We start from the raw sequence: 26769 nt of genomic DNA, 5'->3' as shown, positions 1-26769 counted from the left end.
GGTGATTTGATTGCTCATCGCCATCCGGCGGATTTCTTGGCATACTTCACCACTGTGGTTATTTACAGGAAAACCAAAAGGTGACTGACCAACCGTGACTGCTTTTACACTCCGCCCTTATCAGCAAGATGCCGTGGACGCCACGTTGCGTCATTTCCGCCAACACGATGAACCGGCGGTGATCGTGCTGCCCACCGGCGCGGGGAAAAGTCTGGTGATTGCCGAACTGGCCCGCGTGGCGCGTGGCCGCGTGCTGGTGCTGGCGCACGTCAAAGAGCTGGTCGCGCAAAATCACAGCAAATATCTTTCCTACGGTCTGGAGGCGGATATCTTTGCCGCCGGACTGAATCTCAAACAAAGCAGCGGCAAAGTGGTGTTTGGTAGCGTGCAGTCCGTCGCCCCCAATCTTGCGGCGTTCAGCGGTGAGTTTTCCCTGCTGATCGTCGACGAATGCCACCGCATCTCCGACGATGACACCAGCCAGTACCAGCAAATCATCACCCACCTGAAAACGCAGAACCCGCGTCTGCGGCTGCTCGGGCTGACGGCCACGCCATATCGTCTCGGCAAAGGCTGGATTTATCAGTATCACCATCAGGGCATCGTGCGCGGCGACGCCAACAGCCTGTTTCGCGACTGTATTTATGAACTGCCGCTGCGTTACATGATCAAAAATGGCTTTCTGGTGCCGCCGGAGCGGCTGGACATGCCGGTGGTCAGTTACGATTTCAGCCGTTTACAAGCCAACAGCAACGGGCTGTTCAGCGAAGCGGATCTCAACAACGAACTGCGCCAGCAAAAACGCATCACGCCGCACATCATCAGCCAGATTGTCGAATTCTCGCAGGATCGCAAAGGCGTAATGATCTTTGCCTCTACCGTCGAACACGCGGGGGAGATTTTCGGTTTACTGCCGAAAGGCGAAGCGGCGCTGATCAGCGCACAAACCCATGCGGTCGAGCGTGACCGACTGATCACTGCCTTTAAACAGCAGCAGCTGCGCTATCTGGTGAATGTCTCAGTGCTGACCACCGGCTTCGATGCACCGCATGTCGACCTGATAGCCATTCTGCGTCCGACCGAATCCGTCAGCCTGTATCAACAGATCGTCGGGCGCGGGCTGCGCCTCGCGCCAGGCAAAACCGACTGTCTGATCCTCGATTACGCCGGAAATCCGCACGACCTTTTCACGCCGGAAGTTGGCAGCCATAAACCGGCTGGCGATAACAAACCGGTGCAGGTGTTTTGCCCGGCCTGCGGCTTCGCCAATATCTTCTGGGGGAAAACCACCGAAGACGGCACGATTATCGAGCATTTTGGCCGCCGCTGTCAGGGCGTGCTGGAAGATGACGACGGCAACCGCGAACAGTGTGACTTCCGCTTTCGCTTCAAAAGCTGCCCGCACTGCGGCGCAGAGAACGACATTGCCGCGCGCCGCTGCCATCAGTGCCAAGAAATTCTGGTCGATCCTGACGATATGCTCAAAGCCGCACTGCGCCTGAAGGATGCGCTGGTGCTGCGCTGCGGCGGCATGAATCTGGAACACGGTCGCGACGATAAAGGCGAATGGCTGAAAATCACCTATTACGATGAAGATGGCGCGGACGTCTCAGAACGTTACCGGCTCAGCACGCCCGCCCAGCGAATGGCGTTTTTACATAATTTCCTGCGGCCACATCAGCGCGCGCCGGGCGTAACGCTGGAATGGAACACGGCAGCGGACATTGTCGCGCAGCAGGTTTTGTTGCGACATCCGGATTTTGTGGTTGCGCGCATGAAAGGCCAGTTCTGGCAGGTGCGGGAAAAGATGTTTGATTACGAGGGGCGTTACCGGCGCGCCAACGAGCTGCGCGGATAATATCCAGATAGGACTTTTAGTCCCACGGGTATTCCGGTATCATACCGCCCGCTTTCGCCATGCGTGGAAGCAGCAATACTCAACTCGTCACTCGGTCGCAGGTGGCGGGGCAAACTTTCTAATAGAGAAATAAAACATGTTCACTATCAATGTTGAATTACGTCCAGAAGCAGAGCAGGGCAAAGGTGCGAGCCGCCGCCTGCGTACAGAAAACAAATTCCCAGCTATCGTTTACGGTGGCTCAGCTGCTCCAGTTTCCATCAAACTGGACCATGATTCTGTAAAGAACATGGAAGTTAAAGCGGAGTTCTACTCTGAAACTATCACTCTGGTTATCGACGGTAAAGAAACCAAAGTTAAAGTTCAGGCTGTACAGCGTCACCCGTTCAAGCCAAAACTGGCTCACATCGACTTCGTTCGCGTTTAATCGCTGACAGAGTTGTTGCGCATCGGGACGCCGTGCGAGAACAAATAAAAAACACCGCCCAGGCGGTGTTTTTTATTGGCTGGGATCCGGGTTTTACTTGCCGGATTTACGCTGCAGCTGATCCCGCAGATTCGGCGGTGTGCCTTTGATGGTCAGCGTGTCGGTCGCCGGATCCCAGAAAATACGTTCACCCATCAGCATCGCATCAAAGTTGATAGTCAGACCGCCGCCGCTGCCGGCGAATTTGGTCAGCTGACGCAGCGTACTGCGATCTGCCGGGAAGGTTTCTTCCAGCTGATAGCCCTGCTCCTGGGTAAATTCTTTGAATTTTTTGTCATTCCACGGCGGCAGTTCTTCAGACAAATCATCCAGCGCGATCTCTTCGCCCGCCTGTAACTGCTCGTTGCAGTAGGTGTACACCTGCTGGCGGTAATTCTGACGCTCGTTTTTATCGAGCTGCGCTTCCGTACAGAAATCATCGACCGCCTGCAATAAGCCCCGATTCTGCGCTTTGGTGTCCAGCCCGACCCCTGCGCCAAGGAAATCCATGAAAAAATCAGAGACCTTGCGCCCTACCCGGCCTTTCAGGAAGGTCAGATAGCGGGTGGATTCAGGATTGGTTTCCCATTCAGTCAAATCGATACGCGCCACAATATCTGCATGGTTTATATCGAGATAATGAATGCTGCTGACGTCCAGCTGTTCGTTGACGCGCATGCTGCTGCGGCTGCTGAGCACCGCGACCAGCAAATATTCAACGGCTAAGAAACGATAATGGCAGAACAGCACCACGCCACCTTCGGCGAATGGATACTTAGCCAGTTCATCACGCAGGCGGCCGGTGGCGGCGCGGCTGAATGACAGGAAATCATCGTCCCCTTTGCGGCAGCTGCGTAACGTTTCTTTCAGCTCGCTGTCTTCGTTGAACAGACCATAGGCTTTGCTTTTTGCGCTATAGACGCGGTGCAGTTCAGCCATCATTTCGTCAACGGCAGCATTCGGCGTCAAAAGCGTATCGCGCAGCACAACATCCAGCGTTTGCTCATCGCGCTTGTTCAACTGGTGCAGAGCGATCTGCTCGATATCCAGACTCATGGGACTTTCTCCTGTTTGAAATGCAGCCGTGTAAGAGGGGTTTTCCTGCGGGGCGTATTCAAACACTGAAGTGCCAAAGCCGCAACCACTCCCACCGTGGAAATACCGATTAATAGATGCGATCAATAACGCAACGTTATCTTCGTTATAAAAATGCGGAAAATGGGGGCGCGTTACGTTAAGATATTGGACTTTGTCAGATCAAGAAGCACATTACTCTATGGCACAATCATCCCGTTACAGTGACGAACACGTTGAACAACTCCTTTCCGAGCTGGCAACTGTTCTGGAAAAGCACCGCGCCCCAACCGATCTTTCTTTGATGGTTCTGGGCAATATGGTGACTAACCTTATCAATACCAGCGTCGCTCCTGCACAGCGCAAAGCGTTATCTCAGTCTTTCGCAAGTGCTCTGCAAGCGTCGATAAGAGAAGATAAAGCCCATTAATCCTTTACTTGCCCAAACCCTCTCATGGTGACAAATAGTCAGCGCTATCGCGAAAAAGTTTCCCAGATGATCAGCTGGGGCCACTGGTTCGCCCTGTTTAATATCCTGCTCATTCTTGGGCTAGGCAGCCGCTACCTGTTTGTTTCTGACTGGCCTTCCTCGCTGCAAGGTCGCGTTTACGCGTTCGTCAGTTGGCTTGGGCATTTCAGTTTTATCGGTTTCTCCGCCTATCTGCTGATCATCTTCCCACTGACCTTTGTGGTGATGTCGCAACGCTTGTTGCGATTCCTGTCAGCGATACTGGCGACCGCCGGGCTCACGCTCCTGCTGGTCGACACCGAAGTCTTTACCCGCTTTCACCTGCACATTAATCCTGTGGTGTGGGAGCTGGTCGTCAATCCCGGACGGGGTGAGATGGCGCGCGACTGGCAGCTGATGTTTATCGCCGTGCCGGTGATTTTCCTGATTGAAATGCTGTTTGGTACCTGGGCGTGGCAGAAGCTGCGCAGCCTGAACCGTCGCAATTTCGCCAAGCCCATCGTGGTGCTGTTTATCGTCAGCTTCTTTGCCTCGCACCTGATGTACATCTGGGCGGATGCCAATTTCTATCGTCCGATCACCATGCAGCGCTCCAATCTGCCACTGTCCTATCCGATGACGGCACGTAAATTCCTTGAGAAGCATGGCCTGCTGAATGCCGCTGAATACCAGAAGCGTCTTGTTGAGCAGGGGAATCCTGAAGCGCTGGCGGTGGAATATCCACTGAACAACATCACGTTCAACGCCACCGGCACCAAATACAATCTGCTGATGGTGGTGCTCGACGGTGTCCACACGTCCACGCTGAACCAAGATATGCCCGCGCTTGCCGAGTTCGCCAGGCAGAACATCCGTTTCGAGCAGCATTTCAGCTCCGGTAATCGCGAAGATACCGGCCAGTTTGGCCTGTTCTACGGTATCTCTCCGACTTATATGCCGGGAATTCTGGCGGCGCGCAAACCTTCGGCGCTGGTCACATCTTTGGAACATCAGGGTTACGAATTTGGTCTGTTCGCCTCCGACGGCTTTGATAATCCGCTGTACCGTCAGGCGCTGCTGACCGACTTTACGCTGCCTGCGGCGGTCAAACAGACCGATCAGCAGACGGTCGCGCAGTGGCAACAATGGCTGAACGTGCGCGGTAACGGCCCGTGGTTCTCCTACGTCAATCTGAACGGCATCAGCTCCGCGCTGCGTAAGAACGGCGACAGCGTGCCGGTAGGCAATACCTTTATTCACCGTTATCAGAGCGGTGCACAGGATGTTGATCAGCAAATCAGCAGCATCCTGCAATCGCTCAAAGCGCGCGGAGAGCTGGATAAAACCGTGGTGGTGATCACCGCTTCGCACGGCATTGAATTCAACGAAAACGGCACATGGGGTTCGGGCAATACCATGAACCGCCAGCAGATGCAGGTTCCGCTGATCATTCACTGGCCGGGTACCCCGGCGCAGAATATCGACAAGCTGACGGCGCATGCGGATGTCATGACCACGCTGATGCAGCGTCTGCTGCACGTGACCACTTCGCCTGCGGATTATTCACAGGGTGAAGATCTGTTTGCAGCAAAACGTCGTCATAACTGGGTCACCACCAACGACAATGGCACGCTGGTGATCACCACGCCGACCCAGACGCTGGAACTGGAAAGCGACGGCGATTACCGTGCGTTCGATGAGAACGGTAAGCGTATAAAAGATCAGAAACCTGAACTAAGCCTTCTGCTTCAGGTTCTGACCGACGAGAAACGCTTCCTCGCCAACTGATAAGTTTTGCATTACGCCGCAGCATGAAAAAGGCCTTCACCGATCCGTCAGTGAAGGCCTTTTTGTTTTGCCTGAATGGGGATTAGAACCCTGCCCACCACAATCTGGCTTTCATCCCCCAGTACGATGTCCAGCCAGTGGTTGTGCTCACTACGTTGCCTTTATCGATCATGACAAACGTCGGCGTCACGCCGATGTCCCACTGTGCGGAAAGCTCGCCGCGCGGGTCATTTACCACCGGCATCGCGATATTTTTCGCAGCCAGATACTGCCGGATTTTGTCTTCATCACCCGAGCGCAACGCCACCGAAAGGACGTTCCCGCCCTCTTCCGCCAGCTTCGCGACGTCCGGAGTGGTCATTTTGCATACACCGCACCACGTCGCCCAGAAGTACACCAGCAGGGGTCGCTGCTGACTTTGTTCAAGTAACGTGACGTTCTGGCTGTCAACTACTTGCAAAGGCTGATGGCCGAAATCAGCCGGTGCCTGCGGCGCGCGCAGAAAATCCACCCCTGACATCACCGCAAATATCAGCAGCGCCAGAACGCCGAGCTCGCGCGCCCAGCGTTTAAGCCTTGTCATGTTTCACCTTAGCCAGCTGTTCTTTCACCAGCTTATTAAGGTCATCCCACCCGATCGCGCCCGCCACCAGCTGATCGCCAATAATGGTCGCCGGAGTGCCCTGAATGCCCAGCACTTCGGCGATTTCGACGTTGGTTTTCAACTCAAGATAGCTGGCGGGCGTAACGGTGATCGGCGCCAGCCCGACGCTTTTCACTGCCTCTACGGCACTGGCTTCATCATGCGGTCCTTTTTTAGACATAAGACGCTGATGCAACGCCTGAAACTTTTCGGGATGCTGTTCCCAGACGGTCATCGCCGCGCGACCGGCAATGATCGAACTGGCACCGCGAAACGGCAGCAGCTTGATGACCACCGACACGTCCGGGTTTTCCTTCACCACCCGCTCCAGCAGCGGATCGAATTGTTTGCAATACGGACAATTGTAATCGGTGAATGACACAATGGTCAGCCGCGGATTTTTCGCGCCAAAGTGCGGCGTAGCCGGGTTGTTGAACAGCGTCTCTTCCGGCGTCATCGCCAGCACTGCCGGGGAAATTATCATCATTAACATCAGCATTAATATTTTCATTATTCAGCTCCGCGGGCTTTTTTGAGCCCTTGTAAAACGGCTTCACGGGTCAGCAGTGGCGATAAAATTTCGCCCTCCGGCTGGGACGGGCCATAAATTTGATTGAAAGGCACGGCGACGTTGCCGCGTTTTTGCAGAAATTCAGTGATCGTTTTCGACGGCAAACTCCAGTCACCGCGCAGGGCGACCACGTTGTTTTCCGTCAGCGCTTTTTGCACGTCATCACGCATCAGGACATTGTATTTATTGGCTTTACAGGTAACACACCAGTCAGCAGTGACATCCACAAACACCCCCTTTTTCTGCGCCAGCGCGTCTTCAATAGCCTGCTCGGACAGCGGTTGCCAGCGAATAGCATCCCGGCTGGATGGTTTGCCAGAGCTGAAAGTCAGACCAAAGAAAATGATCGCCGTGACAATAAGCCCGAGACCGGTCGCAGCCGCCGTGCCGCGTATACCGTAGTGACGGGCAGAAACGCCGATCATTACCAGTAACAACACGGCGGCGGCGATGACAACCGTCTGAACGGAAAGGTGATTTTGCATCAGGCTGAGCAACCACAGGCAGGCGGCGAGCATCAGGAACCCGAGCGTCAGCCGCAGGCGCAGCATCCAGCGGCCAGGACGCGGCAGGCGCAGCGCCAGTCCGGGCCACAGCGCAATCATCAGCCACGGCAGGCTCATGCCCACCCCTAACATCAGGAAGACGCCCCACAGCACCGGCAGCGATGCCGCCAGCGCAAACGCCACGGCGGTGCCGAGGAACGGCGCGGAGCACGGGGTCGCCAGCAGGGTCGCAAACGCACCCTCGGCAAAGTGACCGGCTAATCCGCCGCGTTTTTGCGTCGCTAAGCGGGTGGTCATGCGGGAAGGCAGATTGATTTCAAACAGGCCAAGCAAATTAGCGGTAAACAGCGCGGTGACCAGTACCATCAGCCCGATAAACCACGGATTCTGAAACTGAATTCCCCATCCAAGCGTCTGTTGAGTGAGGCGTAATACCGTCATCAGCAGCGCCAGCGCAAGGAACGAGGTAATAATCCCGGCAGAGGATGCCAGAAACTGCACGCGGACGCGTTGCCGGTCGCGTTCGGCCATCTGCAAGATGCTGCCCAGCTTCATGCCCAGCACCGGCAGCACGCATGGCATCAGATTGAGAATAAATCCTCCCGCCAGCGCCATCAGCGCAACCTGCCACAACGCCATGCCATTTCCGGACTGCGCAGGAAGTGCGCCAACCTTCAGGCTTATCTGCTGCGCAAGGCCATCATCGTTCAGCACTACACTGACGGTTTTACCGCTCAGTTCACCGGCAATATCGCCCCACTCATCGGTCACCGGCAGCGTCACCCGCAGTTGCTGACCCTCAACCTTCACCACCGGTTTACCAAACGCGCTGCCTTCCAGCGTATCAATAAACAGTTCCGGCTTCTGCCAGCCCTGAGCGCGCTGAGCGGTAATCTGCAAACTTCCGCTGCGATACCCCGCCGAAGCCTTATCCGTCAGCCCCTGCACAATCGGCACCTTGCCCATCGCCACAGCAAACTGACGGGCAAAATCCTCATTGTCGGTGGTTTTACGCAGATCCAGACTGAAAGGATAATCGGTCAGGATGCAAACGTTGCTGCACACCGGCAGCGTCAGCGTGCCGGAGAGGGTTTCCGGCGTTTTACCGGCCAACACCAGCGGCAAACTCACTTCACCGTGGTAGCCCTGGGTGGTGATACCGGCGACATCAAACCTCGACGGCGTCGGCCAGAACCAGATGGCTGATTTGCCCACGGCAGCATCCTGCCAGCTGATCGACGGTGCAATACCGCCCTCGCCCGGCGATCGCCAGTAGGTTTTCCAGCCCTTTTCGAGACTGACAGACAGCAGTAGCCGGGAGTGTTGCGCATTATCGTCCGCAGGCTGAGCCTGCAAACGCACCTTCGCATGGGTATTTTGCGGGCTTTGCAGCCAGCCGGAATCGGCCGCTGTCCCGGCGTTCAGCCAGAGCATCAGAAAGCAGCCGAACGCCGCTCTGAATAAACTTCGCATAGATTTTCTCCAAAAATAAAAGATCACGTCCTGTAGAACAACGCAGGCGTATTTTTATTCCCGGAAAACACACAGCCGCAGATGTACCCGCAGTCGCGGTACAGGCACGGCCTCGGGCAGAAGACAGCGAATGGCCGCCATGTTGCCGCGTGACAAAAAGGCCAGCAGCAGGCTCAGCGCCAGAAAAGCAAATTCTAAAAGCAGGGGCGGCACAGACAGCAGCGATTTGCTGGCCAGTTCGCACGGGGTGGGAATAGACGAGAGGTCAGAAGGCTGTTCATTCAGCGCGGGTGAACCTGAATGCGTCACCGCATCCTGTTTCAGAAGGGCAGACAACGCATTCAGCCCGGCGATGCGCTGCGTCATACAGGTTAGTATGACAAGACATGCCAGGCAGAAGAAAATCAGTGCTGAACGCCGGTGTTTATTCACAGTTCCCTCATCTATATCGCCGCCATTCTAACTGGCAACAAAACATTCACAAGAGCCGTGGGTCGCGAATTACATGAATTTACGCTCAAAAAGATGAAACTGATTCCAATTCACCGATGAAAAACAGCTAGAGCGCCCCGCCCGGTTACTGTATATTTAGCCAGTTAATGACATTGGATAATAACGAGGAAAGTTATGCGGGTTGAACTGATTTTTGACAAACGGAATGTCGCCGGCATCCCTAATGCCAGTGAAAAAATTGAAGCCGAGCTGGCCAGGCGCGTGCACCGAATGTTCCCGGATGCCGACGTGAAAGTGAAACCGATGCAGGCTAACGGGCTCAACACCCACGGTGCCAGTAAGCAGGAACGTTCACAATTAAACCAAATGCTAGAGGAAATGTTCGAAGAAGCCGACGAATGGCTGTCCGTCGAATAAAAAACGGCGTTGCGGTTGCACTTGCTTACAAAGCGCAATTGAAATAAACAATCCATAGCTTGGGCTTAATATAAGATACTGGTGATATACGAAATTCATTATCAATCAGAGCGATGAGTCGCATTATATTGGGTACAAACCGGGCGCAGAAAGCCGGTTTTATTGTCCCCGCGCACCTTCGCTTTTCGCTTCAAATGCGTCAATGACTTTGCGAAACCGCCATGCCACCGAGCTCAAAAAAATCCAGCGCCCAACCCCATTTTTACGCCAAGCGCTTTGCGCTGATTTGCCTCGGCATTGTCTGTTGTATGGCGCTTCTGCTTGGCCGGGTGGGCTATTTGCAACTGCTCAACCAGCCGATGCTGGAAAAAGAAGCCGACTCGCGCTCACTGCGTTCCAATATTATTCCAGCCGTGCGCGGGACGATATCCGATCGCAACGGCCATCCGCTGGCGTTAAGCGTCGCTTCCAAAGATATTGTTGCCGACCCCTTTCGCATTCTCGAATTACACAGCGATCTGAACAGCCCGAAATGGCAGTATCTGGCCTCCGCGCTAAATATGCCGCTGTCGCAATTGCAGCAAACCATTAATAGTGATCCGCAGCGCCGCTTCGTGTATCTGGGTCGAAAAATTGAAGAAGGTATTGCCGAAGATATCGGTCAGTTGCATCTCGGTGGCATCAGCAGCATCCATGACGACAGCCGTTACTATCCGATGAGCGAAGCGGCGGCCAATCTGGTCGGCGTGGTTGGCACCGATAATGAAGGTCTGAACGGCATTGAAAAAGGCTTCAACGCGCTGTTAGAAGGTAAACCGGGCATGCGCGAGTACCGTCAGGATCGCCACGGTAACGTCATCGGCGTATTGAAAGAAGTCGCACCACAGCAGCCGCCGACCATCAACCTGAGCATCGACAGCTTTATGCAGTACGTTCTGTACTCGCGTCTGCGCACCGGCGTGTTACTCAATCAGGCAGAATCTGGCGCAGCGGTGCTGGTGGATGTGAATACCGGTGAAATTTTAGGCATGGCCTCGTTCCCGTCCTATAACCCGAACAACTACGCTGGCGTGGCGGTCAAAGACATGCGCAACGTCGCCATCAGCGACAGCTTCGAGCCAGGTTCAACCGTGAAACCGCTGGTGGTGATGGCCGGTCTGGCACGCAAGATGATCCGTCCAGACTCCGTGCTGGATACCCATCCGTACACCGTCAACGGTCACCTGATCAAAGACGTCGGCCACTGGCCAGCGCTGACCATCACCGGCATTTTGCAGAAATCCAGTGATATTGCCGTCTCGCATATCGCGCTGGCGATGCCAGCGAATGTGCTGGTGCAGCTCTATCAGTCCTTCGGTTTAGGCAAAGCGACCGATTTAGGCATCGGCGGCGAGAGCAGCGGTTACTTCCCGGCGCACCGTGAGCGCTGGGCAGATATCGAACGCGCCACCTTCTCCTTCGGCTATGGTTTGCGCGTCACACCACTGCAAATCGCCCGCGAATACGCCACCATCGGCTCAGAAGGCATCTATCGCCCGCTGTCGATCACTAAAGTGACGCCTCCGGTGCTCGGCACCCGGATCATGTCCGCTGATGTGGTGCGCACCGTGATTCACATGATGGAAAGTGACGCCCTGCCCGGCGGCTCCGGCCTCAGCGCCGCGGTTCCCGGTTATCGGCTGGCAATCAAAACGGGTACCGCAGAAAAAATGGGCGCCAGCGGTAAATACGACGGCGGTTACATCAACTATACGGCGGGCGTCGCACCGGCAAGTAATCCGCGCGTAGCGCTGGTGGTGATGGTCAATAATCCGCAGGCCGGTAAACACTTCGGTGGCTCGGTGGCAGGCCCTATATTCGGACAAATCATGGGTGAAGTGCTTAACCACATGAATATCGCCCCGGACGCGCTGGTGCCTGAAACGCCGCCAACCACCGTCATCAACGGCGGGCAGAAGACCGATCTGGTGAGACGTCCGGCGACAGAAGAGTAGATCTGCGTCACAAGTTCACTGGATTTGTGTGGAAAATAGGGTTAACGTTCGCGTGATTTGCTTCCTGAAATTCAGTTTCAGGAAGTTTGCAGATTATGTCCCTATGCTGGAGGAAGAGCTCAGGCTCTGATAAAAAAGAATGAAACGCCTTTTTATCGTTTTGCTGGTCTTTGTTGTGGTCTGTCTGGGTGTTATCGCACTGAATATGCAGGGCAGTGGCCCCTGGTAACTGAGGTAACTTATGCCAACGCGTAAGAACTTTATCATTCTGATCGTTCTTATCCTCGCCGGAATGGTACTTCTGGACGACGGCATTGCCCGGTTAATTCACTGGTTCCTGTTACGCTAAATCATGGCCCACCAGACTGCACGCGCAGTTCTGATCCGCGGGCCATTTTGTTCCCCCCTCTCCTGAGCAACACCTGCCACGCCATCAGGGCGAAGTCGTGTATAATAGCGATATTCGACATTAATACAGACTGGTTATGGCTCAAGACATTCATCTCGCAATCGTCAGCGCACTCAGCAAATGGATCGAAGGCCACCTTGGCCGCGTGATCCACCTCGAAGAACTGGCTGAGTACTCAGGCTATTCGCTCTGGCACATGCAAAAACTGTTCAAGGAATCGACAGGCATTTCTCTGGGGAAGTACATCAGGGAACGTCGTCTGGCGAGCGCTGTCTATCAGCTGAGCAGCAGTGAAACACCGATTTTTGATATCGCGATGGATTTCGGATTCGGCTCGCAGTCGCATTTCACCTACATGTTCCGCAAGCGTTTCAACATTACGCCTCATGAATTTCGCCAAAACCCCGACATCAAACTCGATGTTTCTCCCCCGTTGCATTTGATCCACCAGAAATCAGCCTGAGGCTGTCAGCCCCCCATTTCATTTAGGCCCGATGGCGGCGATTAGCGGGGTTCTCACACCATATCTTGCCCATAAAAAACGCGGCCATTGATGGCCGCGCTCTTTTACTGCTCATTCTTTACTGCACAATTCTAAACGCATTCTGTGTCTGAGAAAGGCAAGCTTAGAACTGGTAAACCAGACCGACCGCCGTCACGTCATCGGTATTGATACCGGCGTTGTCGGTGAAGGTGCTGCTGTCGATCAGGTTGATTTTGTAGTCAACGTAGGCCGACATGTTTTTGTTGAAGTAATAGGTCGCACCCAGATCGACGAATTTGACCAGATCCTGATCCTGGTAGTTATTACCCAGACGGTCTGTGCCTAAATCTTTGCCGCGAGTCTGGTTATACGCCACGAACGGACGCAGACCGAAGTCGAACTGGTAGCTGGCGTAGGCTTCAAATGCCTGCGACTCATTGGCGTAACCGTAAGCTTCTGAATCGGTAGAACCGAAGCGGGACGCGTTGTACGCCTGTGTGAACATGGCCGCCAGATAGACGTTATTGGCGTCATATTTCAAACCACCGGTATAGCCTTCGGCTTTTTTGCCGTCGCCCATGATCCCTGGTGCAGAGTTTTGCTCGTCAGTGCGGTCAGAGTTGAAGAAGGCACCCGCTACGCTGACGCCAGCGCCAATGTCGTAGCTCAGGGACATCCCGTAACCGTCGCCGTTCTGCGTCAGCACATCACGCGTGCCCGGTTCACCACCGCCGCTGTCATTTTTACCCTGATATTGCAGGGCAAAGTGCAGGCCATCGACCATACCGAAGAAATTATCGTTACGGTAAGTGGCTACGCCGTTCGTACGCTGGAACAGGAACTGGTCCGCGCCGTAGGTGGAACCATCGAACTCAGGCTGCATGTCGGTCCATGCCGCCACGTCATACAGCACGCCGTTATTGCGACCATAGTCGAATGAGCCCATATCACCAAATTTCAGACCGGCAAACCCGTAACGGGTGAATGCACGGTCGCCGTCGTCAGAGCTTTCGGCCTGGTTGGCCTGAACCTGATATTCCCACTGGCCGTAGCCGGTCAGCTGATCGGTGATCTGCGTTTCGCCTTTGAAACCTAAACGAATGTAGCTCTGATCGCCGTCAGAACCGGCGTTGTTGGAAAAATAGTGTAAACCGTCAACCAGACCGTAAAGGTCCAGTTTATTGCCATCTTTATTATAGACTTCTGCCGCACTTGCTGAGCCCGCTACCACTAATGCTGGGATCATGAGCGAGAGAACACGGAGTTTCATTATATTTATCCTCGATAGGTGTCGAGCCGTGCCACTGAATGTAAAGTATCGTTTTTACTTTTTTACTGAGGTAAAACTTTTTTAATTTTTGGCCCGACATGGCGAATTCATTCTCTGGTTATAATTACTATTAATCCAGAGAGAAAATGCTACTAAGTTAGTTAAGACATTTCTTATATACGATAAAATGTAACAAAATATTTAAAAACAGTAAACTTACCTCTATTTATCTATGTTAAAATAAAGCACGCAAAGCTAATTTTATATAATACCCTTTAAAATCAATAAAATAATAGAGATAATTACCGCACTAACTGATAAAGCAAACCCTCAGCATTAATATATACTTCATCTCGCTATCATCATTATTTGTTATTGAATTACCCTCATTCCCCGTTTTGTGGAAACAACAGCCGACCCATTGTGGTCGGTTTTTTTTTGGATTTAAAAAAATACTCACGGCAGGTGATATTACTTCGCAGTGGTTATTACACACATTGACATTCCTCCTCCATAATTAATTCATGTTTTCTCCTTATTTCACACCACCATTTTATTAATATCTGATATCTAAATGCAGGAATTTGAAAGGAAATAAAGCCTGATTATTAACCGATAAATTATGCAGGGTTTGTTCGTCACTCAGGAACGGATCCGGTAGTATAAGCAAAGTCAGAGCAATCTCGCTGATCTGCGCACTCAACAACGTTAGACTGCGTTGCCACGTATTACCTTCTTTATCCGACAGTTCAGGCTTCATAACCGTTCAGGGAAACTCATGCCACAACAGGATCAGTCCGACAACATATCCAAAGCCAGAATGCTGCTGGCAACCCGCCGTTTTCTTAAACTCGACGAGTGGCTGTTGTCACTGATGCGTGGCTGGCAGAACCAGACTGACGATCACAGCGCTTATGGCCTGCTGATGCACCCGGCGACGCTGTTTACCGGTACTGAATCTCCTGCCCTCAATCCGCTGGAAATTCTCAGCGACTGGGCACAACAATGCCCGCAGAGCTATCACGCCCACGTCTTACTCGGTATGGTCTGGCATGAAAATGCTTGGCTTATCCGTCAGACGCAGGCCGGTCAGGAAGTTGAGGACCACCAGTGGCTGGGCGCACAGCTTTGCTGCGACTACGCCGTTCTGGCTTTTTTACGCGCAATTGAATTGCATCAGCGCCCGACCCACGCCTACCGCCATATGATGAATCTCAGCGGCGGCTTCGGCGAACCCTATTGGCTGAAATCCCTGTTCGCTGGCGAAATCCCGTTGCCATTGCATGAAAAGTTTTCGATTCAGGGCAATGAAATCTGGCAGGCCGGTATCGCGCACATCCACGCCCTCGGGTTTGAACCCGCCACCCACTGGCCGCAAACCTTACCCGCCGCTTTGCAGGACACCCGTAAAACCGGTGAAGAGGCGGTGGATCACTGGCTGCGCATGGCGATGTCGGTGCGTCATGCCGACGTCGGCACCATGGAATCCTATCTGCTGTTCCATTCCGCCTTCTGGGGCGGCAGCGACGAGCAGCAGATGCTGATTATCGACAGCCCGTTGTGCGCGGAATTCAGCGAAGAAGAACGTAATCAGTTTCGCGCGAACGCCCTGTGCGACGCGTTGTCTGGCGATATTGCCGATCGCGACTCGCCGCGTGCCTTCGAATTACAACAACGTCTGGCTGATCTGCTGGGGCAATCTCTCGACCCCGCCACGCGTATCCGTTTGCTGGATCTGGCAGGTATCTGCGTCGCCTACTGGCAGGATGACGATCAGGCTGGATTAGCCGTTTATCACGAGCTGTTTGCCGTTTCTTCGCAAGCTATGCCGGGGCATTTCGCCACGATGTTTATTTCCCGCGCGGTACTGGCGAACGGTCATGAAGAAGGTTTGCCGGTTCTTACGCAGCTTCTTACCCGCGCGCTCAGTCAGGCCAATAACTCGACGCTGGTGGCCTTTGCCGCCGCAGCGCTTCAGTCCGGCTTATACGGCTTACCGGCAAAACCAGAGTTGTGCAGCGGGTTGATGGATCACGCGTGGTCGCTGATGCAGCAATCCGGCGACGATCAGCCTGCTAAAGATCTGGTCACGCTGGCGCACGACATGGCGATCAACGACGATCTGGACGCTGCACATTTTCTGATGACCGAGATGGCCCGCCACGGCAGCGCCATCCATTGTTATGAGCTGTACTTTTTCTATCGCAACACCTGGCATCAGGACGTTCCGGCTCAGTATCACAATGACAGCAATGCGATGGATTGCGTGCTGAGCGCCGCGCGCTCCGGGATGGTCCCGGCGATGTTCACCTGTGCCAACGCCCTGCGTGAAGGTCTTGGCGGCGAACCGGATTACGAACAGGCAATGCAGTGGTATCAGCGTGCAATGGACGCCGGACACTTATCCGCCGCCTACTGGCGCGCCAGCTGCGCACTGGATAACGGCTCTGACGCTGAAAAACGTCAGGCTGTCGAACACTGGCTGCCGGAAATTTTGCACAATGCCGAACACCCGGATCGCGCGGAAGCGGCTTATACGCTGGGCATGGCCTGGCTGACTGGGACAGGTGTGAAGAAAAACCGCTACATCGCAGATCAGTTTATGGCGTTCGTACTGGAAATGAATCCCGAATCGGAGGCGGCCAGACAGGTTCATGAAGAGCTTAACGGGTCGCTGAGAGCGCGGATGAATTTGTGGCAGGATAAGCGGAAAAGTGAGGATAGCGATCCGATTCAGGTGTTTCGGCAGGAGCCGCTGCAATAGCGGCTTTAAAATCAACTTCAAGGTCAAAACCTTGGGTTGCCACCCAAACCGGCCTTAAGGACGGCTTATCGTCGCCGCCCTTAAGAATCCCGGACTCTTCAAAACACGTGCCATGCATCCCGGCTCTGTTTCAGCAGCCACAGTTATTGCCGCAAAATCCCGCCGCTACGCGGTGCCCTCCGGTCGGGTTACAACCCGCGCAAACAGACGCGCGGTTTTCCACCTCTCCCTCCGGCGTGATTTTTGAAAGCGGCCAGAGCTTTTTAGGTTACAACTTCACCCACTCGGACCATTTCCAAAACCAGATACCTTGCTGAAATCACATTTGTTTTGTCTTAAAAATGGTGGGATGGCGCGATTAAAAAATCCTGCCGAACGGAGCGGCCTGAAGACCTATGGCTTCAGGATCGAGAGAGGGCACCGCGTAGCGGCAGGGTTTTGCGCCACACGCGGGAGCTACAGAACACGTCCTTCGTTCCAGCGATAGTGCGTGTTTTAAAAGACGTGGAGATTCCAAAGAGGGCCCGTCCTGGCCCTCTTTGGGCGGTTTCAGCACAGTCGGGTAAGTGATCGCTGTTCGTGAGAAACCGAAATATTTTCGATCCATTTTAAATCAGCCAAGAGCAACGCAAAAACCGTAATATTCTCGATCCGACTTAGGCATCCAGGGTGCAGTGTTCTCCTGCACTCAAACCAACACCTTATACATCACACTCGTTGACTCCAGAATCCCCCCGGTCGACATCGCGTAATGCGGAATCGTGCCGCTCAGCGTAAAACCCTGATTTTCGTAAAGTGTCTGCGCAGGGCTGCCGGTTACCGTGTCCAGCACCAGCAGCGTTTTGCCTGCTTCGCGCGCCAGCGTTTCAACCCGCTCCATCAACAGACGGGCTATGCCTTTGCGGCGGCCATCCGGATGCACCATCATTTTCACCACGTCACCGCGATGCTCACCGTTAGCGGGCTGATCGACCACCAGTTGCACCGTACCGACAATAATCCCATCAAGGCGTGCCACCAGCAAACGTCGCTCTTTGCGCTCGAAAGCGGGTAACAGCTTTTGCCAGAAGGCCTGCGCCTGTACAAACCCAAACGGCAGTACGAAACCAATACTCGCACCCAGCGCAACCGACTGCATCAGCGTCTCCGCTAAGGCATCGAGATCGGCTGCCGGTAGCACACCACCCTGCACTTCACTGATCACTATTTCACTCGCGCTTTGCATAGCGTTACACCCTATTTCTGACTGAGATTAAGGACGGGAGATCACGATCGCATAGCGCGCATCGGCCGGGCCCGGGACATAAAAGGAGGATGCACCGTGAAGATGAAATCGCAGGCAGTCGCCCGGCTCAAGGCGGTAACAGCGCGAATCCAGCGTAAAATCCAGCACGCCTTCCAGCATCCAGATGTGCTGCTCCAGGCCGATAACCGGCGGGGAATCGTAAACAATGGTGGCACCGGCTTTTAACCGGCCACACATCAGTTCAGCGCGAAAACCCGGTGCAGGCGCGGATACCGACCGACGTTCGAAACCGGTTTCGCGATCATGCCAGACCGGCTGCCGCGCGGCGCGAATCAGCTCCGGTGGATTGTCTTCCAGCGCCATCAGCAGCCTCGACGTCGTCAGGCCATACGCCGCGCTCAGCTTGCCCAGTACCGACGCCGTCGGGCTGGTTTCCGCCCGTTCGATGCGCGACAACGTGGCCCGGCTGATCCCGGTACGCTGCGCCAGCTGTTCAAGCGACCACCCCTGCCCGATGCGTAACTCCGCCAGCCGTTCTGCCAGCCGTACATCGTGGTTATCCTGTACGTCTTCCATTCCCTTCCCCATCCATAAATTCTCAATAAAGGGAAATTATCTCTAATCAGGGAAACTGGCAAGTTAAAATAATGTAATCCGTTAGTATTAGCCAAGTTGTACAAAAATAATAAAGTTGTACAACTTTGAGCCAAGACGCTAGAGTTAACATTAGTCTTATGAATATTTGGGTAGCGAATGTCACTTTACAGCATCGGCGAGGTTGCTCGCATTTGTGGTATCAATCCGGTCACGCTCCGCGCGTGGCAACGCCGTTATGGTCTGCTTAAACCGCAGCGCACCGAAGGCGGCCACAGGCTGTTTAATGAAGACGATCTTGACACCATCCGCACCATCCTTGGCTGGATAGAACGCGGCATTCCGGTCGGTCAGGTCAAATCTCTGCTCGAAGGCAAAGTCGAGGCAATATCCGGCGACTGGTCAGAATCCGAACACCGGCTGCTGACCGCGCTGCAAAAAGGCCAGAGCCAGAAAGTGCGTCAGGTGATAACCGAACTGGGGCGCGAATATCCGGCCGCAGCGCTGGTCAATAACGTTTTCCGCCCCCTGCGTGCACGCCTTAACCCCGGCGATCACCGGTTGCGTACCTTGCGCAGCCTGTTTGACGGTTTAGTGATTGAGCACGCGGTGATGTGCATGAATGCCGCCCGTAAACGGCCGGGTATGCGGGCTGTTGTGCTGGGCTGGGGCGTCATCGACACCGCAGAACTGTGGCTGGAAGCGATAGTGCGTTGCGAAGAAGGGATGCAGGTGGAAGTTTTGCCCGCGCCGCTCGAAGATCCACATTTAGACAATCTGTTGTGCGATCTGATTTATGTGTGGGCCGAAGGAAAACTGACGCAGATTGAGCGTTTGCGGATGGCGCAGTGGGTGGAACAAGGGCTTACGATCACTTTGCTTGGCAGCGCCTCGGTGTTGCTGGCAGCGGAGGCAGGCAGTCAGGAGGAGGCAGAAGACGTTCCTTTCGATGATCCGACCATCGTCCCGATACACAAATTTAAGGAAAAATAATGATTAAACATTTTCCTGAACCTCCCCTGTCCGCCGACGTTCTGACGCGACTCTGCGACTTTTACCGTCATCTGGATACGAGCCTGCTCCCGCAGCTTTCGCGCATCTATCATCCTCACGTGGTGTTTATCGATCCGGTATCGCATTACGACGGCGTCGACGCGCTGGAGCGTTACTTCGCGCAACTGCTCAAAAAAGTGAACTACTGCCGCTTTGATATTCAGCCTGCGCTGGTTCATGGCGATGAAGCGTCGTTATTCTGGCGGATGGAGTATTCCCATCCGTCATTGAAAAAAGGCCACGCGATGTCGCTTAACGGCGCCAGTCATTTGCGCCTGGCGGAAAACCGTATCATCTATCAGCGCGATTATTACGATCTTGGTGCCATGATTTACGAGCACGTCCCCATGCTCGGCGGTGCCGTCCGCGCCATTAAAGCCAGGTTGAAATAATGCGCCGCGTACTGATTACCGGTGCCAGTTCGGGTATCGGTCAGCAACTGGCGCAGGATTACGCCGATGAAGGCTGGGAAGTGACCGCCTGCGGGCGCGACGCCGCCAAACTCGACGGCGTGGCCGCCCACAGCCCTCTGATTATTCCGCTGCGTTTTGATATTACGGATTTGGATGAAACACGTCAGGCATTACGGGGCGTGACAGCGGATTTAATCATCCTCTGCGCCGGAACCTGTGAGTATCTGGATAATGGCGTGGTTGAGGCTGAAAAAGTCGCGCGGGTCATCAGCACCAATTTTGTGGGGCCGGTTAACTGTCTCGATGCCCTGCTGCCGGGCTTAGCGGCGGGCAGCCGCGTCGCACTGGTCGGTTCCACCGCCTCATTGTTGCCGTTCCCGCGCGCTGAAGCTTATGGCGCATCCAAAGCGGCACTGGCGTATTTCGCCCGTTCGCTGTCGGTCGACCTGATAGCGCGGAACATCCACGTTTCGCTGATCCAGCCGGGCTTTGTCGACACGCCCCTCACTTCACGTAATGACTTCCCGATGCCGATGATGGTGACCGTCCGTCAGGCCTCGGCACATATTCGTAAAAAGCTGGCACACGGTGCCAGTGAAATTGCCTTCCCGCCACTTTTTGCCCGCTTACTGAAGGTCGCCTCGCTGCTGCCGGTCAGCATTCAAAAATGGTTAAGCCGAAAAATGGTGAGATAACATGACAACAAAAGTGGCGATCGTCGGCAGCGGTATTTCCGGCCTGAGCTGTGCGTGGTTACTGGCACAGCGCCAGCCTGATGCAGAAATCACCGTATTTGAATCTGCAGCGACGCCGGGCGGGCATACCGCCACGCAGGACGTGGTTTGCGACGGTAAAACGTACGCCATCGACACCGGTTTTATTGTCTATAACACCCGGACTTATCCCCATTTCATTGCTTTGCTGAAAGAGCTGGGCATTGAAGGACAGCCGACCGAAATGAGTTTCTCGGTACGCAATCCGGTGAGCGGACTGGAGTATAACGGCCATTCGCTCAACAGCCTGTTTGCTCAGCGGAGCAACCTGCTTAAGCCGCAGTTCTGGCGATTTATTCGCGAAATTCTGCGCTTCAATAAACTGTGCAAAGCGCGTCTGCTCAATGCGCACAACGACGAAGATACGCTGGCCGATTTGCTCGATCAGAACGGTTTCACGCCGTTTTTCGCCCTTCACTACGTGTTGCCGATGGGTGCGGCGATCTGGTCCTCTTCCCTGAGCGATATGGCGAATTTCCCGCTGTCGATGTTTCTGCGGTTTTTCGACAACCATGGCCTGCTCGATGTGGCCAACCGTCCGCAGTGGATGGTCGTGCCGGGCGGCTCGCGGGAATACATTCGCCGGATGCAGGAAAAGTTGCCGCGCCGCGTGACGCTTCGCACGAACACGCCGGTGACCAAAATCACCCGCACCACGGGCAAAGTGACGCTTCACTCCACCACGCGCGGCGAGGAAACATTTGATCAGGTGATTTTCGCCTGCCATTCCGATCAGGCGCTGGCGATTTTAGGTGACAGCGCCACGGCGGAAGAACGTGCAATTCTCGGCGCACTGCCGTATCAGGCCAACGACGTTATCCTGCACACCGACACCCGTCTGCTGCCGCGTGAAAAACGGGCGTGGGCGAGCTGGAACTATCAGTTGCCCAACTCGCTGAAATCTTCTTCCCGTGCCGATATGCGCGATACCAGCCCGGCGCACACCCGCCGCGCCAGCGTGACCTATAACATGAATATTTTGCAGGGGCTGGAAGCAGCGCAGACGTTCTGCGTCTCGCTCAATCCGCTTTCGCCGATTGACGAAAGCAAAGTGCTGTTTCGCGCAACCTACATGCATCCGGTGCTGAATCTGGCCAGCCATCACGCGCAGCAGCAGCGTTTTCGCATCAATAGCCATCACCGCACCTGGTTTTGTGGCGCGTACTGGTATAACGGCTTTCATGAAGATGGCGTGAACAGCGCCCGCGACGTGGTCGAACAACTGGATTTGCAGCTGCAACGCGAAGCTGAACAACAAACGCCCGCTGTGCTGGAAATGTCATGAACAGCACGCTGTACGTCGGCACGGTGCGCCATCGCCGGTTTACGCCGGTTGAGCATCGCTTCGACTACGACATTTTTATGCCGCTGATTGATCTCGACGAGCTGGAGCAGCTGCCCGCCGTCGGCATCAAACTGGAAAGATTTTCCGCCGCCAGCTTTCGCCGCAAAGATTATCTCGGCGGTGGTGACATCAAAACCAAAGCGCAGAACAGAATTGCCGAACTGACCGGGGAACGCCCCGATGGCCGCGTGATGTTGCTGTGTCAGCTGTGTTATTTCGGCTGTTATTTCAATCCGGTTAATTTTTACTACCTTTATGACAAAACTGGAGTTTTGCGCTGGATGCTGGCCGAGGTGCGTAACACACCGTGGAACGAACGCCACACTTACGCCGTCGTTCCCGACGGCTCGCAGCCCGTGCCAAAAGCCTTTCATGTGTCGCCCTTCAATCCGATGGACATGGTCTATCACTGGCGGCTGACACCTCCGGGAAAAGAGTTACACATCACAATCGAAAATCACCGCAAAGAACGTGAATTCGATGCCACTCTGTCGCTCAAAGCGCTCCCGCTTACCCGCGAGGCGCTGCGCAGGCAATTGTGGCGACTGCCCCTGATGACCGCAAAAACCGCCCTGACCATTTACTGGCAGGCCGTGAAACTGTGGCTGAAACGGGCACCGATTTATTCGCATCCTCCTGTTGATAAGGACTGACCATGAGCCAACCCGAAGTGCAACTCGCCCGCGATGGGGCGACTAACCGGCGCAGCAAGGCTGCACGCGCACTGATTCTCGGCGTTTTAAAACAGCTGGATGGTGCCGGCCTGACCCTGCGGGAAGCCGGTGAAAATGCCCTCTTTTTTGGTGACCCGGCGGCGCCCTTGCAGGGTGAAATCGAGGTACATACTCCGCGCGCCTACCGTCGGGTGTTACTCGGCGGCAGCATCGCTGCCGGGGAAAGTTACATTGACGGCGACTGGACGACGCCCAATCTGACCACCGTACTGCAACTGCTGGCTGAAAACCTCAAGCTGGTCGATAAGCTCGAAGCCCGTCTGAGCTGGGTCACTGCGCCGGTCAACACCCTGATCCACTTCTTTCGCCGCAACAGCCCGTCGCAGGCGCGCAAAAATATTTCTGCGCACTATGATCTTGGCAACGATTTTTATCAGGGCTTTCTTGATGAGAAGATGCTCTATTCTTCTGCCTGGTATCAGGAACCCCAGATGACGCTGGAACAGGCTCAGGAAGCGAAAATGCGCCGTCTGTGCGATCAGTTGCAATTGCATGCGGGCGATCATTTGCTGGAAATCGGCACCGGCTGGGGCGCGATGGCAGAATTCGCCGCGCGCGAATACGGCTGCCAGGTCACCACCACCACCATTTCCCGCGAGCAGTACGAATTCGCCTGTCAGCGCATCGAAAAAGCCGGATTAACCGACCGCGTCACCGTACTGTTCGAAGACTATCGCGCCCTGCGCGGACAGTTCGACAAGCTGGTTTCGATCGAGATGATCGAAGCGGTTGGCAAACGCTATCTGAAAACCTTCTTCAAACGCTGCAACGCCCTGCTCAAACCTAACGGACGCATGGCGATTCAGGCCATCACCATTGCCGACCAGCGTTACGCCTCGTACAGCCGCAACGTCGATTTCATTCAACGCTACGTGTTCCCCGGCGGTTTTCTGCCCTCCATCACTGCCATGAATGACACCATGACCCGCTGCACCGGGCTGGTGGTGCGGGATCTGTTCGATATCGGTTTCGATTACGCCCGCACCTTGCACGAGTGGCGTGAACGCGTGCAGCGCTACTGGAACGCACAGCACGAGGGCGCGCAGGACGAGCGTTTCCGTCGCCTGTGGCTGTTTTACCTGTGCTACTGCGAAGCCGGATTCCGCGCCCGCACCATCAGCACCGTTCAGCTGATCGCCGAGCGACGCACATGAATTCCCTGCGCTTCTGGCTGCTGACGCTGGGCTTCGATGCCTGGTGGACGCTGGCCGTGTGGGGGCGCGAGCGATTTATTGTGCTGCTGCTGATCAGCAGTTTTCTGATGCTGGCGTTTACGCCGTCGCGTCGCCGTTTGTGGGTGGCGGTGGTCTGTTCGCTGGGCATTATTCTGGATTCGCTGTGGTGCATTCTCGGGCTGTTTGAATTCACCGGTTCGACGGGCGTTCCGCCGTGGATGATGGCGCTGTGGCTGGGGTTCAGCGCGTGGTGGCTGTGGCTTCTCGGGCATCTTCGCCTGACGTGGTACTGGCTGATTCCTCTCGGCGCGGTCAGCGGTCCGCTGGCGTATTACCTGGGTATGCGGCTCGGCGCGATGAACCTTCTGGCCTCACCGTCTTACGTCTGGCTGCTGATGGCCGCGGGCTGGGCGATTTTTCTGCCACTCATCAGCCTGCCAGTTATGCTCAACAGGAGAAAGCAATGAAAAACCTGCTGACCGCCGCTCTGGCGCTGATGTTTTCCTTTTCTGCCTTCGCCTCAACGCCCTGGGCGCAGTGGCAACAGGTTGGCCGCGCCACCCTGAGTTGGGGACCGTTCGAGGTGTACAACTCGTCACTACTGACGCCCGATGGAAAATATCAGGCGCAGAAATGGCCGCAGGCGCTGTCCATTGAATATTTGCGCAGCATCGACAGTCAGGAACTGACCAAAGCCACTGAAGAACAGTGGCAGAAACTGGGCATGGAAAGTGACGCGCAGAAGAACGGCTGGCTGGAGGCTGTCGGAAAAACGTGGCCGGACGTCAGCAACGGCAGCGAAATCGTTTTTCTGGCGACGAAGTCTGGTGGCCAGTTCTACAGCCGTGCAGCCAACAGCGCAATAATCGCGCCGATCGGTGAGGCATTCAGCCCTGAATTTCGCGACGCTTTTATGGCGATCTGGCTCTCGCCCGCCACGCAGTATCCTGACTTACGCAGCAAACTGATCGGCGCATCGGCGTCAGATTAACTTTAATCCGACCGGAGGTTTTATGACCGTTTCACATTCTGTTTTACGCAAAGGGTTTCTCGGTCTGATGGCGGCTTGCGTGCTGTTACTCACCAGTTGCAGCGCAGACATTAAAGATTACGCACAAACGCAGCCGAAGCTGGATATCTTCACCTATTTCAAAGGCGACAGCGTCGCCTACGGCATGGTGCAGGATTACACCCACAAACAAACGCGGCGCTTCGCAGTGAAAATTCGCGGTGACGTGGTGGCCGATACGCTGACGCTGCACGAAGATTTTGTGTATGACGACGGTGAGAAACAAACCCGCGTCTGGCACATCCGCAAACTCGCCGATGGCACCTATACCGGCACCGCAGGCGATATCATCGGCACCGCAAAAGGCCAGTCGGCAGGCAACGCGTTTAACTGGAATTACGTGATGGACGTTAAATCAGGCGGCAGTACCTACCGCCTGACCTTCGACGACTGGATTTATCAGCAGGACGAACAGCATCTGTTTAACGTCACGTCGCTGAAAAAATTCGGCGTCGAAGTGGCGCGGGTAACGCTGTTCTTTGAGAAGAAGTAAAAGCTTATACCTTCACCTCTTTAATCACCGTCTTCCTGCGCCCGAAGACGAATTTGCCCAGCGTGACCAGCAGCACTGCGCACAGGATAATCCCTAACGCCACCCATTCGACCGGCGAAAGGGATTCTCCGGCAAACCCGATGCCGAGCAGTACCGCGACGATCGGGTTCACGTAGGCGTAGCTGGTGGCAAGGGCCGGACGTACGGTTTTCAAGAGGAACATGTAGGCACTGATGGCAATCATCGAGCCGAACACAATCAGATACCCCAGCGCCAGAAAACCGTTCAGCGAGGGCGTCGCGCTCAGATGCTCGCCACTCAGCTGGCTGGCGATGAGCAACACCACGCCAGCGACGATCATTTCCGCCGCACCCGCCATCAAGCCGACCGGCAGAGTCAGACGCGAACTCCACACCGAACCGAATGCCCAGCTCAAAGACGCCAGCAAAATCAGCGCGGCGCCCCACGGATTTCCTTCCAGATTGCTGCCGGTATTGAGCAGCACAATGCCGAACAGGCCGATGCCGACGCCCGTCCATTCCAGACGGCTGTTTGGCATCCCCCACAGACGGCTAAAGCACAGCGTAAACAGCGGCACCGTCGCCACCATCACCGCCGCGATACCAGACGGCACCTGCATATGTTCGGCGACGGTCACCAGACCATTGCCCACGGAAAGCAGCAAAATCCCCACCGCAGCGGCAGAGAGCCACTGTTTCAGGCTCGGGAATTTATGCCCGCGCAGCATCAGAAACGTAAAAAGTACACATCCGGCGACAAAGAAACGCAGACCGGCCATCATCAGCGGCGGCCAGCTTTCCACCCCTACGCGGATCACAAAATAGGTAGAGCCCCAGATAAAATACAGCGCAAATAATGCAGCGATTAACGGCAACAGAGAACGCGAAGCAGAAGGCATAGAAGTAACTTATTAGCGTGATAACGAAGGCAGACAGTTAACGCTATTGCTCTGATTAACGGCAAGGAATTCTGTGCGATCGCGACAAAATGTTGTTAAAAAATGTCTGCATATGACAAAAAATGACGCAGCGTGGGGGATAAAGTAGTCATCGCATGAATAGTATGTTGCCCGTAGCCGCAAAGGACTTATAATTCGGGGCTGATATTTTTGAGGTAAGAAACATGAATTCGCTTGGCAAAAAATTATTTATCGCGCTGTTTGGTCTGATGGCGATTGGCGCGATTGGCGGTGTGATGGTCGCGGGTTACGCCGTCGTGATTCAGGATGACGCCAA

The 26769-nt window shown here is 54.8% G+C and carries 26 protein-coding genes and 1 pseudogene; 18 read left to right on the top strand and 9 right to left on the bottom strand.

From position 1 onward, the window contains the following. Positions 1-94: 94 nt before the first annotated feature. Together ACMHLI_RS10430 and rplY are read left to right on the top strand one after the other, a co-directional pair. Positions 95-1858 (top strand): DEAD/DEAH box helicase, encoded by a 1764-nt coding sequence (locus tag ACMHLI_RS10430; RefSeq protein WP_413529393.1) that lies wholly within the window; start codon positions 95-97, stop codon positions 1856-1858. A gap of 136 nt (positions 1859-1994) precedes the next feature. Further along, the gene (rplY, locus tag ACMHLI_RS10425; protein WP_413529392.1) at positions 1995-2285 is read left to right on the top strand and encodes a 50S ribosomal protein L25; all 291 of its coding nucleotides are present in this window, start codon (positions 1995-1997) and stop codon (positions 2283-2285) included. A 93-nt stretch (positions 2286-2378) separates the two neighbouring features. On the opposite strand, the gene yejK is transcribed toward rplY, so the two are convergent. Further along, positions 2379-3380, bottom strand: coding sequence for a nucleoid-associated protein YejK (gene yejK / locus ACMHLI_RS10420; protein WP_413529391.1), 1002 nt, complete (start codon positions 3378-3380; stop codon positions 2379-2381). A gap of 220 nt (positions 3381-3600) precedes the next feature. Between yejK and ACMHLI_RS10415 the strand changes: the two genes are divergently transcribed. After that, complete coding sequence (locus ACMHLI_RS10415; protein WP_112167111.1) at positions 3601-3828, top strand: YejL family protein; 228 nt, start codon at positions 3601-3603, stop codon at positions 3826-3828. A gap of 24 nt (positions 3829-3852) precedes the next feature. Then, positions 3853-5634, top strand: coding sequence for an LPS biosynthesis-modulating metalloenzyme YejM (gene yejM, locus ACMHLI_RS10410; protein ID WP_413529390.1), 1782 nt, complete (start codon positions 3853-3855; stop codon positions 5632-5634). Between the two features lie 82 nt (positions 5635-5716). On the opposite strand, the gene ACMHLI_RS10405 is transcribed toward yejM, so the two are convergent. Genes ACMHLI_RS10405 through ACMHLI_RS10390 form a run of 4 tightly spaced genes read right to left on the bottom strand, consistent with a single transcriptional unit; the run spans position 5717 to position 9259 of the window. Beyond that, positions 5717-6217, bottom strand: a complete 501-nt coding sequence (locus ACMHLI_RS10405; RefSeq protein ID WP_413529389.1) for a protein disulfide oxidoreductase — start codon at positions 6215-6217, stop codon at positions 5717-5719. Continuing rightward, a complete protein-coding gene (locus ACMHLI_RS10400; protein WP_413529388.1) occupies positions 6204-6788 on the bottom strand; it encodes a DsbA family protein in 585 nt (194 codons plus the stop codon). Before ACMHLI_RS10400 ends, ACMHLI_RS10405 begins: the two co-directional genes overlap by 14 nt. Continuing rightward, complete coding sequence (locus ACMHLI_RS10395; RefSeq protein ID WP_413529387.1) at positions 6788-8827, bottom strand: protein-disulfide reductase DsbD family protein; 2040 nt, start codon at positions 8825-8827, stop codon at positions 6788-6790. Before ACMHLI_RS10395 ends, ACMHLI_RS10400 begins: the two co-directional genes overlap by 1 nt. Before the next feature lie 54 nt (positions 8828-8881). Then, the gene (locus ACMHLI_RS10390) at positions 8882-9259 is read right to left on the bottom strand and encodes a copper resistance protein (protein WP_413529386.1); all 378 of its coding nucleotides are present in this window, start codon (positions 9257-9259) and stop codon (positions 8882-8884) included. A 195-nt stretch (positions 9260-9454) separates the two neighbouring features. Here ACMHLI_RS10390 and ACMHLI_RS10385 point away from each other — a divergent pair, with 195 nt between their 5' ends. The 3 genes from ACMHLI_RS10385 to ACMHLI_RS10375 all read left to right on the top strand — a co-directional run bounded on the left by ACMHLI_RS10385 (position 9455) and on the right by ACMHLI_RS10375 (position 12563). Continuing rightward, positions 9455-9697, top strand: coding sequence for a DinI family protein (locus tag ACMHLI_RS10385; protein WP_413529385.1), 243 nt, complete (start codon positions 9455-9457; stop codon positions 9695-9697). A 221-nt stretch (positions 9698-9918) separates the two neighbouring features. After that, positions 9919-11691, top strand: coding sequence for a penicillin-binding transpeptidase domain-containing protein (locus ACMHLI_RS10380; RefSeq protein WP_413529384.1), 1773 nt, complete (start codon positions 9919-9921; stop codon positions 11689-11691). A gap of 485 nt (positions 11692-12176) precedes the next feature. Next, positions 12177-12563 carry a helix-turn-helix domain-containing protein gene (locus ACMHLI_RS10375; RefSeq protein ID WP_056778417.1) on the top strand — a complete coding sequence of 129 codons (387 nt, stop codon included), beginning with the start codon at positions 12177-12179 and terminating at the stop codon, positions 12561-12563. 163 nt (positions 12564-12726) lie between these two features. On the opposite strand, the gene ompC is transcribed toward ACMHLI_RS10375, so the two are convergent. Further along, the gene (ompC, locus tag ACMHLI_RS10370) at positions 12727-13854 is read right to left on the bottom strand and encodes a porin OmpC (protein ID WP_112167089.1); all 1128 of its coding nucleotides are present in this window, start codon (positions 13852-13854) and stop codon (positions 12727-12729) included. A 778-nt stretch (positions 13855-14632) separates the two neighbouring features. On the opposite strand from ompC, the gene ACMHLI_RS10365 reads away from it, so the two are divergent. After that, positions 14633-16618, top strand: coding sequence for a DUF4034 domain-containing protein (locus tag ACMHLI_RS10365; protein WP_413529383.1), 1986 nt, complete (start codon positions 14633-14635; stop codon positions 16616-16618). A gap of 688 nt (positions 16619-17306) precedes the next feature. Here ACMHLI_RS10365 and ACMHLI_RS10360 read toward each other — a convergent pair. Both ACMHLI_RS10360 and ACMHLI_RS10355 read right to left on the bottom strand, forming a co-directional pair. After that, positions 17307-17843 carry a GNAT family N-acetyltransferase gene (locus tag ACMHLI_RS10360; protein WP_413529382.1) on the bottom strand — a complete coding sequence of 179 codons (537 nt, stop codon included), beginning with the start codon at positions 17841-17843 and terminating at the stop codon, positions 17307-17309. Between the two features lie 27 nt (positions 17844-17870). After that, positions 17871-18440 (bottom strand): helix-turn-helix domain-containing protein, encoded by a 570-nt coding sequence (locus ACMHLI_RS10355; RefSeq protein WP_413529381.1) that lies wholly within the window; start codon positions 18438-18440, stop codon positions 17871-17873. Between the two features lie 177 nt (positions 18441-18617). On the opposite strand from ACMHLI_RS10355, the gene ACMHLI_RS10350 reads away from it, so the two are divergent. From ACMHLI_RS10350 to ACMHLI_RS10310, 9 genes are all read left to right on the top strand, one after another. Beyond that, positions 18618-19451 (top strand): MerR family transcriptional regulator, encoded by an 834-nt coding sequence (locus ACMHLI_RS10350; protein ID WP_413529380.1) that lies wholly within the window; start codon positions 18618-18620, stop codon positions 19449-19451. Next, positions 19451-19903, top strand: a complete 453-nt coding sequence (locus tag ACMHLI_RS10345; RefSeq protein ID WP_413529379.1) for a nuclear transport factor 2 family protein — start codon at positions 19451-19453, stop codon at positions 19901-19903. Before ACMHLI_RS10350 ends, ACMHLI_RS10345 begins: the two co-directional genes overlap by 1 nt. Further along, positions 19903-20619, top strand: a complete 717-nt coding sequence (locus tag ACMHLI_RS10340; RefSeq protein WP_413529378.1) for an SDR family NAD(P)-dependent oxidoreductase — start codon at positions 19903-19905, stop codon at positions 20617-20619. Before ACMHLI_RS10345 ends, ACMHLI_RS10340 begins: the two co-directional genes overlap by 1 nt. A 1-nt stretch (position 20620) precedes the next feature. After that, on the top strand, positions 20621-21982 hold the full coding sequence (locus ACMHLI_RS10335) for an NAD(P)/FAD-dependent oxidoreductase (protein ID WP_413529377.1): 1362 nt from the start codon (positions 20621-20623) through the stop codon (positions 21980-21982). Continuing rightward, on the top strand, positions 21979-22695 hold the full coding sequence (locus tag ACMHLI_RS10330) for a DUF1365 domain-containing protein (protein ID WP_413529376.1): 717 nt from the start codon (positions 21979-21981) through the stop codon (positions 22693-22695). Before ACMHLI_RS10335 ends, ACMHLI_RS10330 begins: the two co-directional genes overlap by 4 nt. A gap of 2 nt (positions 22696-22697) precedes the next feature. Next, positions 22698-23930 carry a class I SAM-dependent methyltransferase gene (locus tag ACMHLI_RS10325; protein ID WP_413529375.1) on the top strand — a complete coding sequence of 411 codons (1233 nt, stop codon included), beginning with the start codon at positions 22698-22700 and terminating at the stop codon, positions 23928-23930. Beyond that, complete coding sequence (locus ACMHLI_RS10320; RefSeq protein ID WP_413529374.1) at positions 23927-24418, top strand: DUF2878 domain-containing protein; 492 nt, start codon at positions 23927-23929, stop codon at positions 24416-24418. Before ACMHLI_RS10325 ends, ACMHLI_RS10320 begins: the two co-directional genes overlap by 4 nt. Further along, complete coding sequence (locus ACMHLI_RS10315) at positions 24415-24942, top strand: chalcone isomerase family protein (RefSeq protein ID WP_413529373.1); 528 nt, start codon at positions 24415-24417, stop codon at positions 24940-24942. Before ACMHLI_RS10320 ends, ACMHLI_RS10315 begins: the two co-directional genes overlap by 4 nt. Before the next feature lie 67 nt (positions 24943-25009). Continuing rightward, positions 25010-25513 carry a DUF3833 domain-containing protein gene (locus tag ACMHLI_RS10310; RefSeq protein ID WP_413529535.1) on the top strand — a complete coding sequence of 168 codons (504 nt, stop codon included), beginning with the start codon at positions 25010-25012 and terminating at the stop codon, positions 25511-25513. Between the two features lie 4 nt (positions 25514-25517). On the opposite strand, the gene yedA is transcribed toward ACMHLI_RS10310, so the two are convergent. Next, positions 25518-26432: a drug/metabolite exporter YedA gene (gene yedA / locus ACMHLI_RS10305; RefSeq protein WP_413529372.1), complete on the bottom strand. Its 915-nt coding sequence runs from the start codon at positions 26430-26432 to the stop codon at positions 25518-25520. A gap of 224 nt (positions 26433-26656) precedes the next feature. Between yedA and ACMHLI_RS10300 the strand changes: the two are divergent. Continuing rightward, positions 26657-26758 (top strand): annotated as a pseudogene (locus tag ACMHLI_RS10300) (hypothetical protein); the annotation flags it as partial. Between the last annotated feature and the right edge of the window lie 11 nt (positions 26759-26769).

The sequence above is a fragment of the Rahnella inusitata genome, from assembly GCF_965118895.1.
GTDB lineage: Bacteria > Pseudomonadota > Gammaproteobacteria > Enterobacterales > Enterobacteriaceae > Rahnella > Rahnella inusitata_A.
The sequence above is the reverse complement of the archived record's forward strand: the minus strand, read 5'-3'. Positions and strand labels throughout refer to the sequence as shown.

Excerpts from the sequence above, each read along its gene's own strand:
- ACMHLI_RS10315 (WP_413529373.1), top strand. The coding sequence starts at position 24,415 with ATGAAAAACCTGCTGACCGCCGCTCTGGCGCTGATGTTTTCCTTTTCT.
- ompC (WP_112167089.1), bottom strand. The coding sequence starts at position 13,854 with ATGAAACTCCGTGTTCTCTCGCTCATGATCCCAGCATTAGTGGTAGCG.
- rplY (WP_413529392.1), top strand. The coding sequence starts at position 1,995 with ATGTTCACTATCAATGTTGAATTACGTCCAGAAGCAGAGCAGGGCAAA.
- ACMHLI_RS10335 (WP_413529377.1), top strand. The coding sequence starts at position 20,621 with ATGACAACAAAAGTGGCGATCGTCGGCAGCGGTATTTCCGGCCTGAGC.
- ACMHLI_RS10405 (WP_413529389.1), bottom strand. The coding sequence starts at position 6,217 with ATGACAAGGCTTAAACGCTGGGCGCGCGAGCTCGGCGTTCTGGCGCTG.
- yejM (WP_413529390.1), top strand. The coding sequence starts at position 3,853 with ATGGTGACAAATAGTCAGCGCTATCGCGAAAAAGTTTCCCAGATGATC.
- ACMHLI_RS10375 (WP_056778417.1), top strand. The coding sequence starts at position 12,177 with ATGGCTCAAGACATTCATCTCGCAATCGTCAGCGCACTCAGCAAATGG.
- ACMHLI_RS10345 (WP_413529379.1), top strand. The coding sequence starts at position 19,451 with ATGATTAAACATTTTCCTGAACCTCCCCTGTCCGCCGACGTTCTGACG.
- ACMHLI_RS10385 (WP_413529385.1), top strand. The coding sequence starts at position 9,455 with ATGCGGGTTGAACTGATTTTTGACAAACGGAATGTCGCCGGCATCCCT.
- ACMHLI_RS10400 (WP_413529388.1), bottom strand. The coding sequence starts at position 6,788 with ATGAAAATATTAATGCTGATGTTAATGATGATAATTTCCCCGGCAGTG.
- ACMHLI_RS10320 (WP_413529374.1), top strand. The coding sequence starts at position 23,927 with ATGAATTCCCTGCGCTTCTGGCTGCTGACGCTGGGCTTCGATGCCTGG.
- ACMHLI_RS10415 (WP_112167111.1), top strand. The coding sequence starts at position 3,601 with ATGGCACAATCATCCCGTTACAGTGACGAACACGTTGAACAACTCCTT.
- ACMHLI_RS10395 (WP_413529387.1), bottom strand. The coding sequence starts at position 8,827 with ATGCGAAGTTTATTCAGAGCGGCGTTCGGCTGCTTTCTGATGCTCTGG.
- yejK (WP_413529391.1), bottom strand. The coding sequence starts at position 3,380 with ATGAGTCTGGATATCGAGCAGATCGCTCTGCACCAGTTGAACAAGCGC.
- yedA (WP_413529372.1), bottom strand. The coding sequence starts at position 26,432 with ATGCCTTCTGCTTCGCGTTCTCTGTTGCCGTTAATCGCTGCATTATTT.
- ACMHLI_RS10360 (WP_413529382.1), bottom strand. The coding sequence starts at position 17,843 with ATGCAAAGCGCGAGTGAAATAGTGATCAGTGAAGTGCAGGGTGGTGTG.
- ACMHLI_RS10355 (WP_413529381.1), bottom strand. The coding sequence starts at position 18,440 with ATGGAAGACGTACAGGATAACCACGATGTACGGCTGGCAGAACGGCTG.
- ACMHLI_RS10350 (WP_413529380.1), top strand. The coding sequence starts at position 18,618 with ATGTCACTTTACAGCATCGGCGAGGTTGCTCGCATTTGTGGTATCAAT.
- ACMHLI_RS10365 (WP_413529383.1), top strand. The coding sequence starts at position 14,633 with ATGCCACAACAGGATCAGTCCGACAACATATCCAAAGCCAGAATGCTG.
- ACMHLI_RS10340 (WP_413529378.1), top strand. The coding sequence starts at position 19,903 with ATGCGCCGCGTACTGATTACCGGTGCCAGTTCGGGTATCGGTCAGCAA.
- ACMHLI_RS10325 (WP_413529375.1), top strand. The coding sequence starts at position 22,698 with ATGAGCCAACCCGAAGTGCAACTCGCCCGCGATGGGGCGACTAACCGG.
- ACMHLI_RS10330 (WP_413529376.1), top strand. The coding sequence starts at position 21,979 with ATGAACAGCACGCTGTACGTCGGCACGGTGCGCCATCGCCGGTTTACG.
- ACMHLI_RS10310 (WP_413529535.1), top strand. The coding sequence starts at position 25,010 with ATGGCGGCTTGCGTGCTGTTACTCACCAGTTGCAGCGCAGACATTAAA.
- ACMHLI_RS10380 (WP_413529384.1), top strand. The coding sequence starts at position 9,919 with ATGCCACCGAGCTCAAAAAAATCCAGCGCCCAACCCCATTTTTACGCC.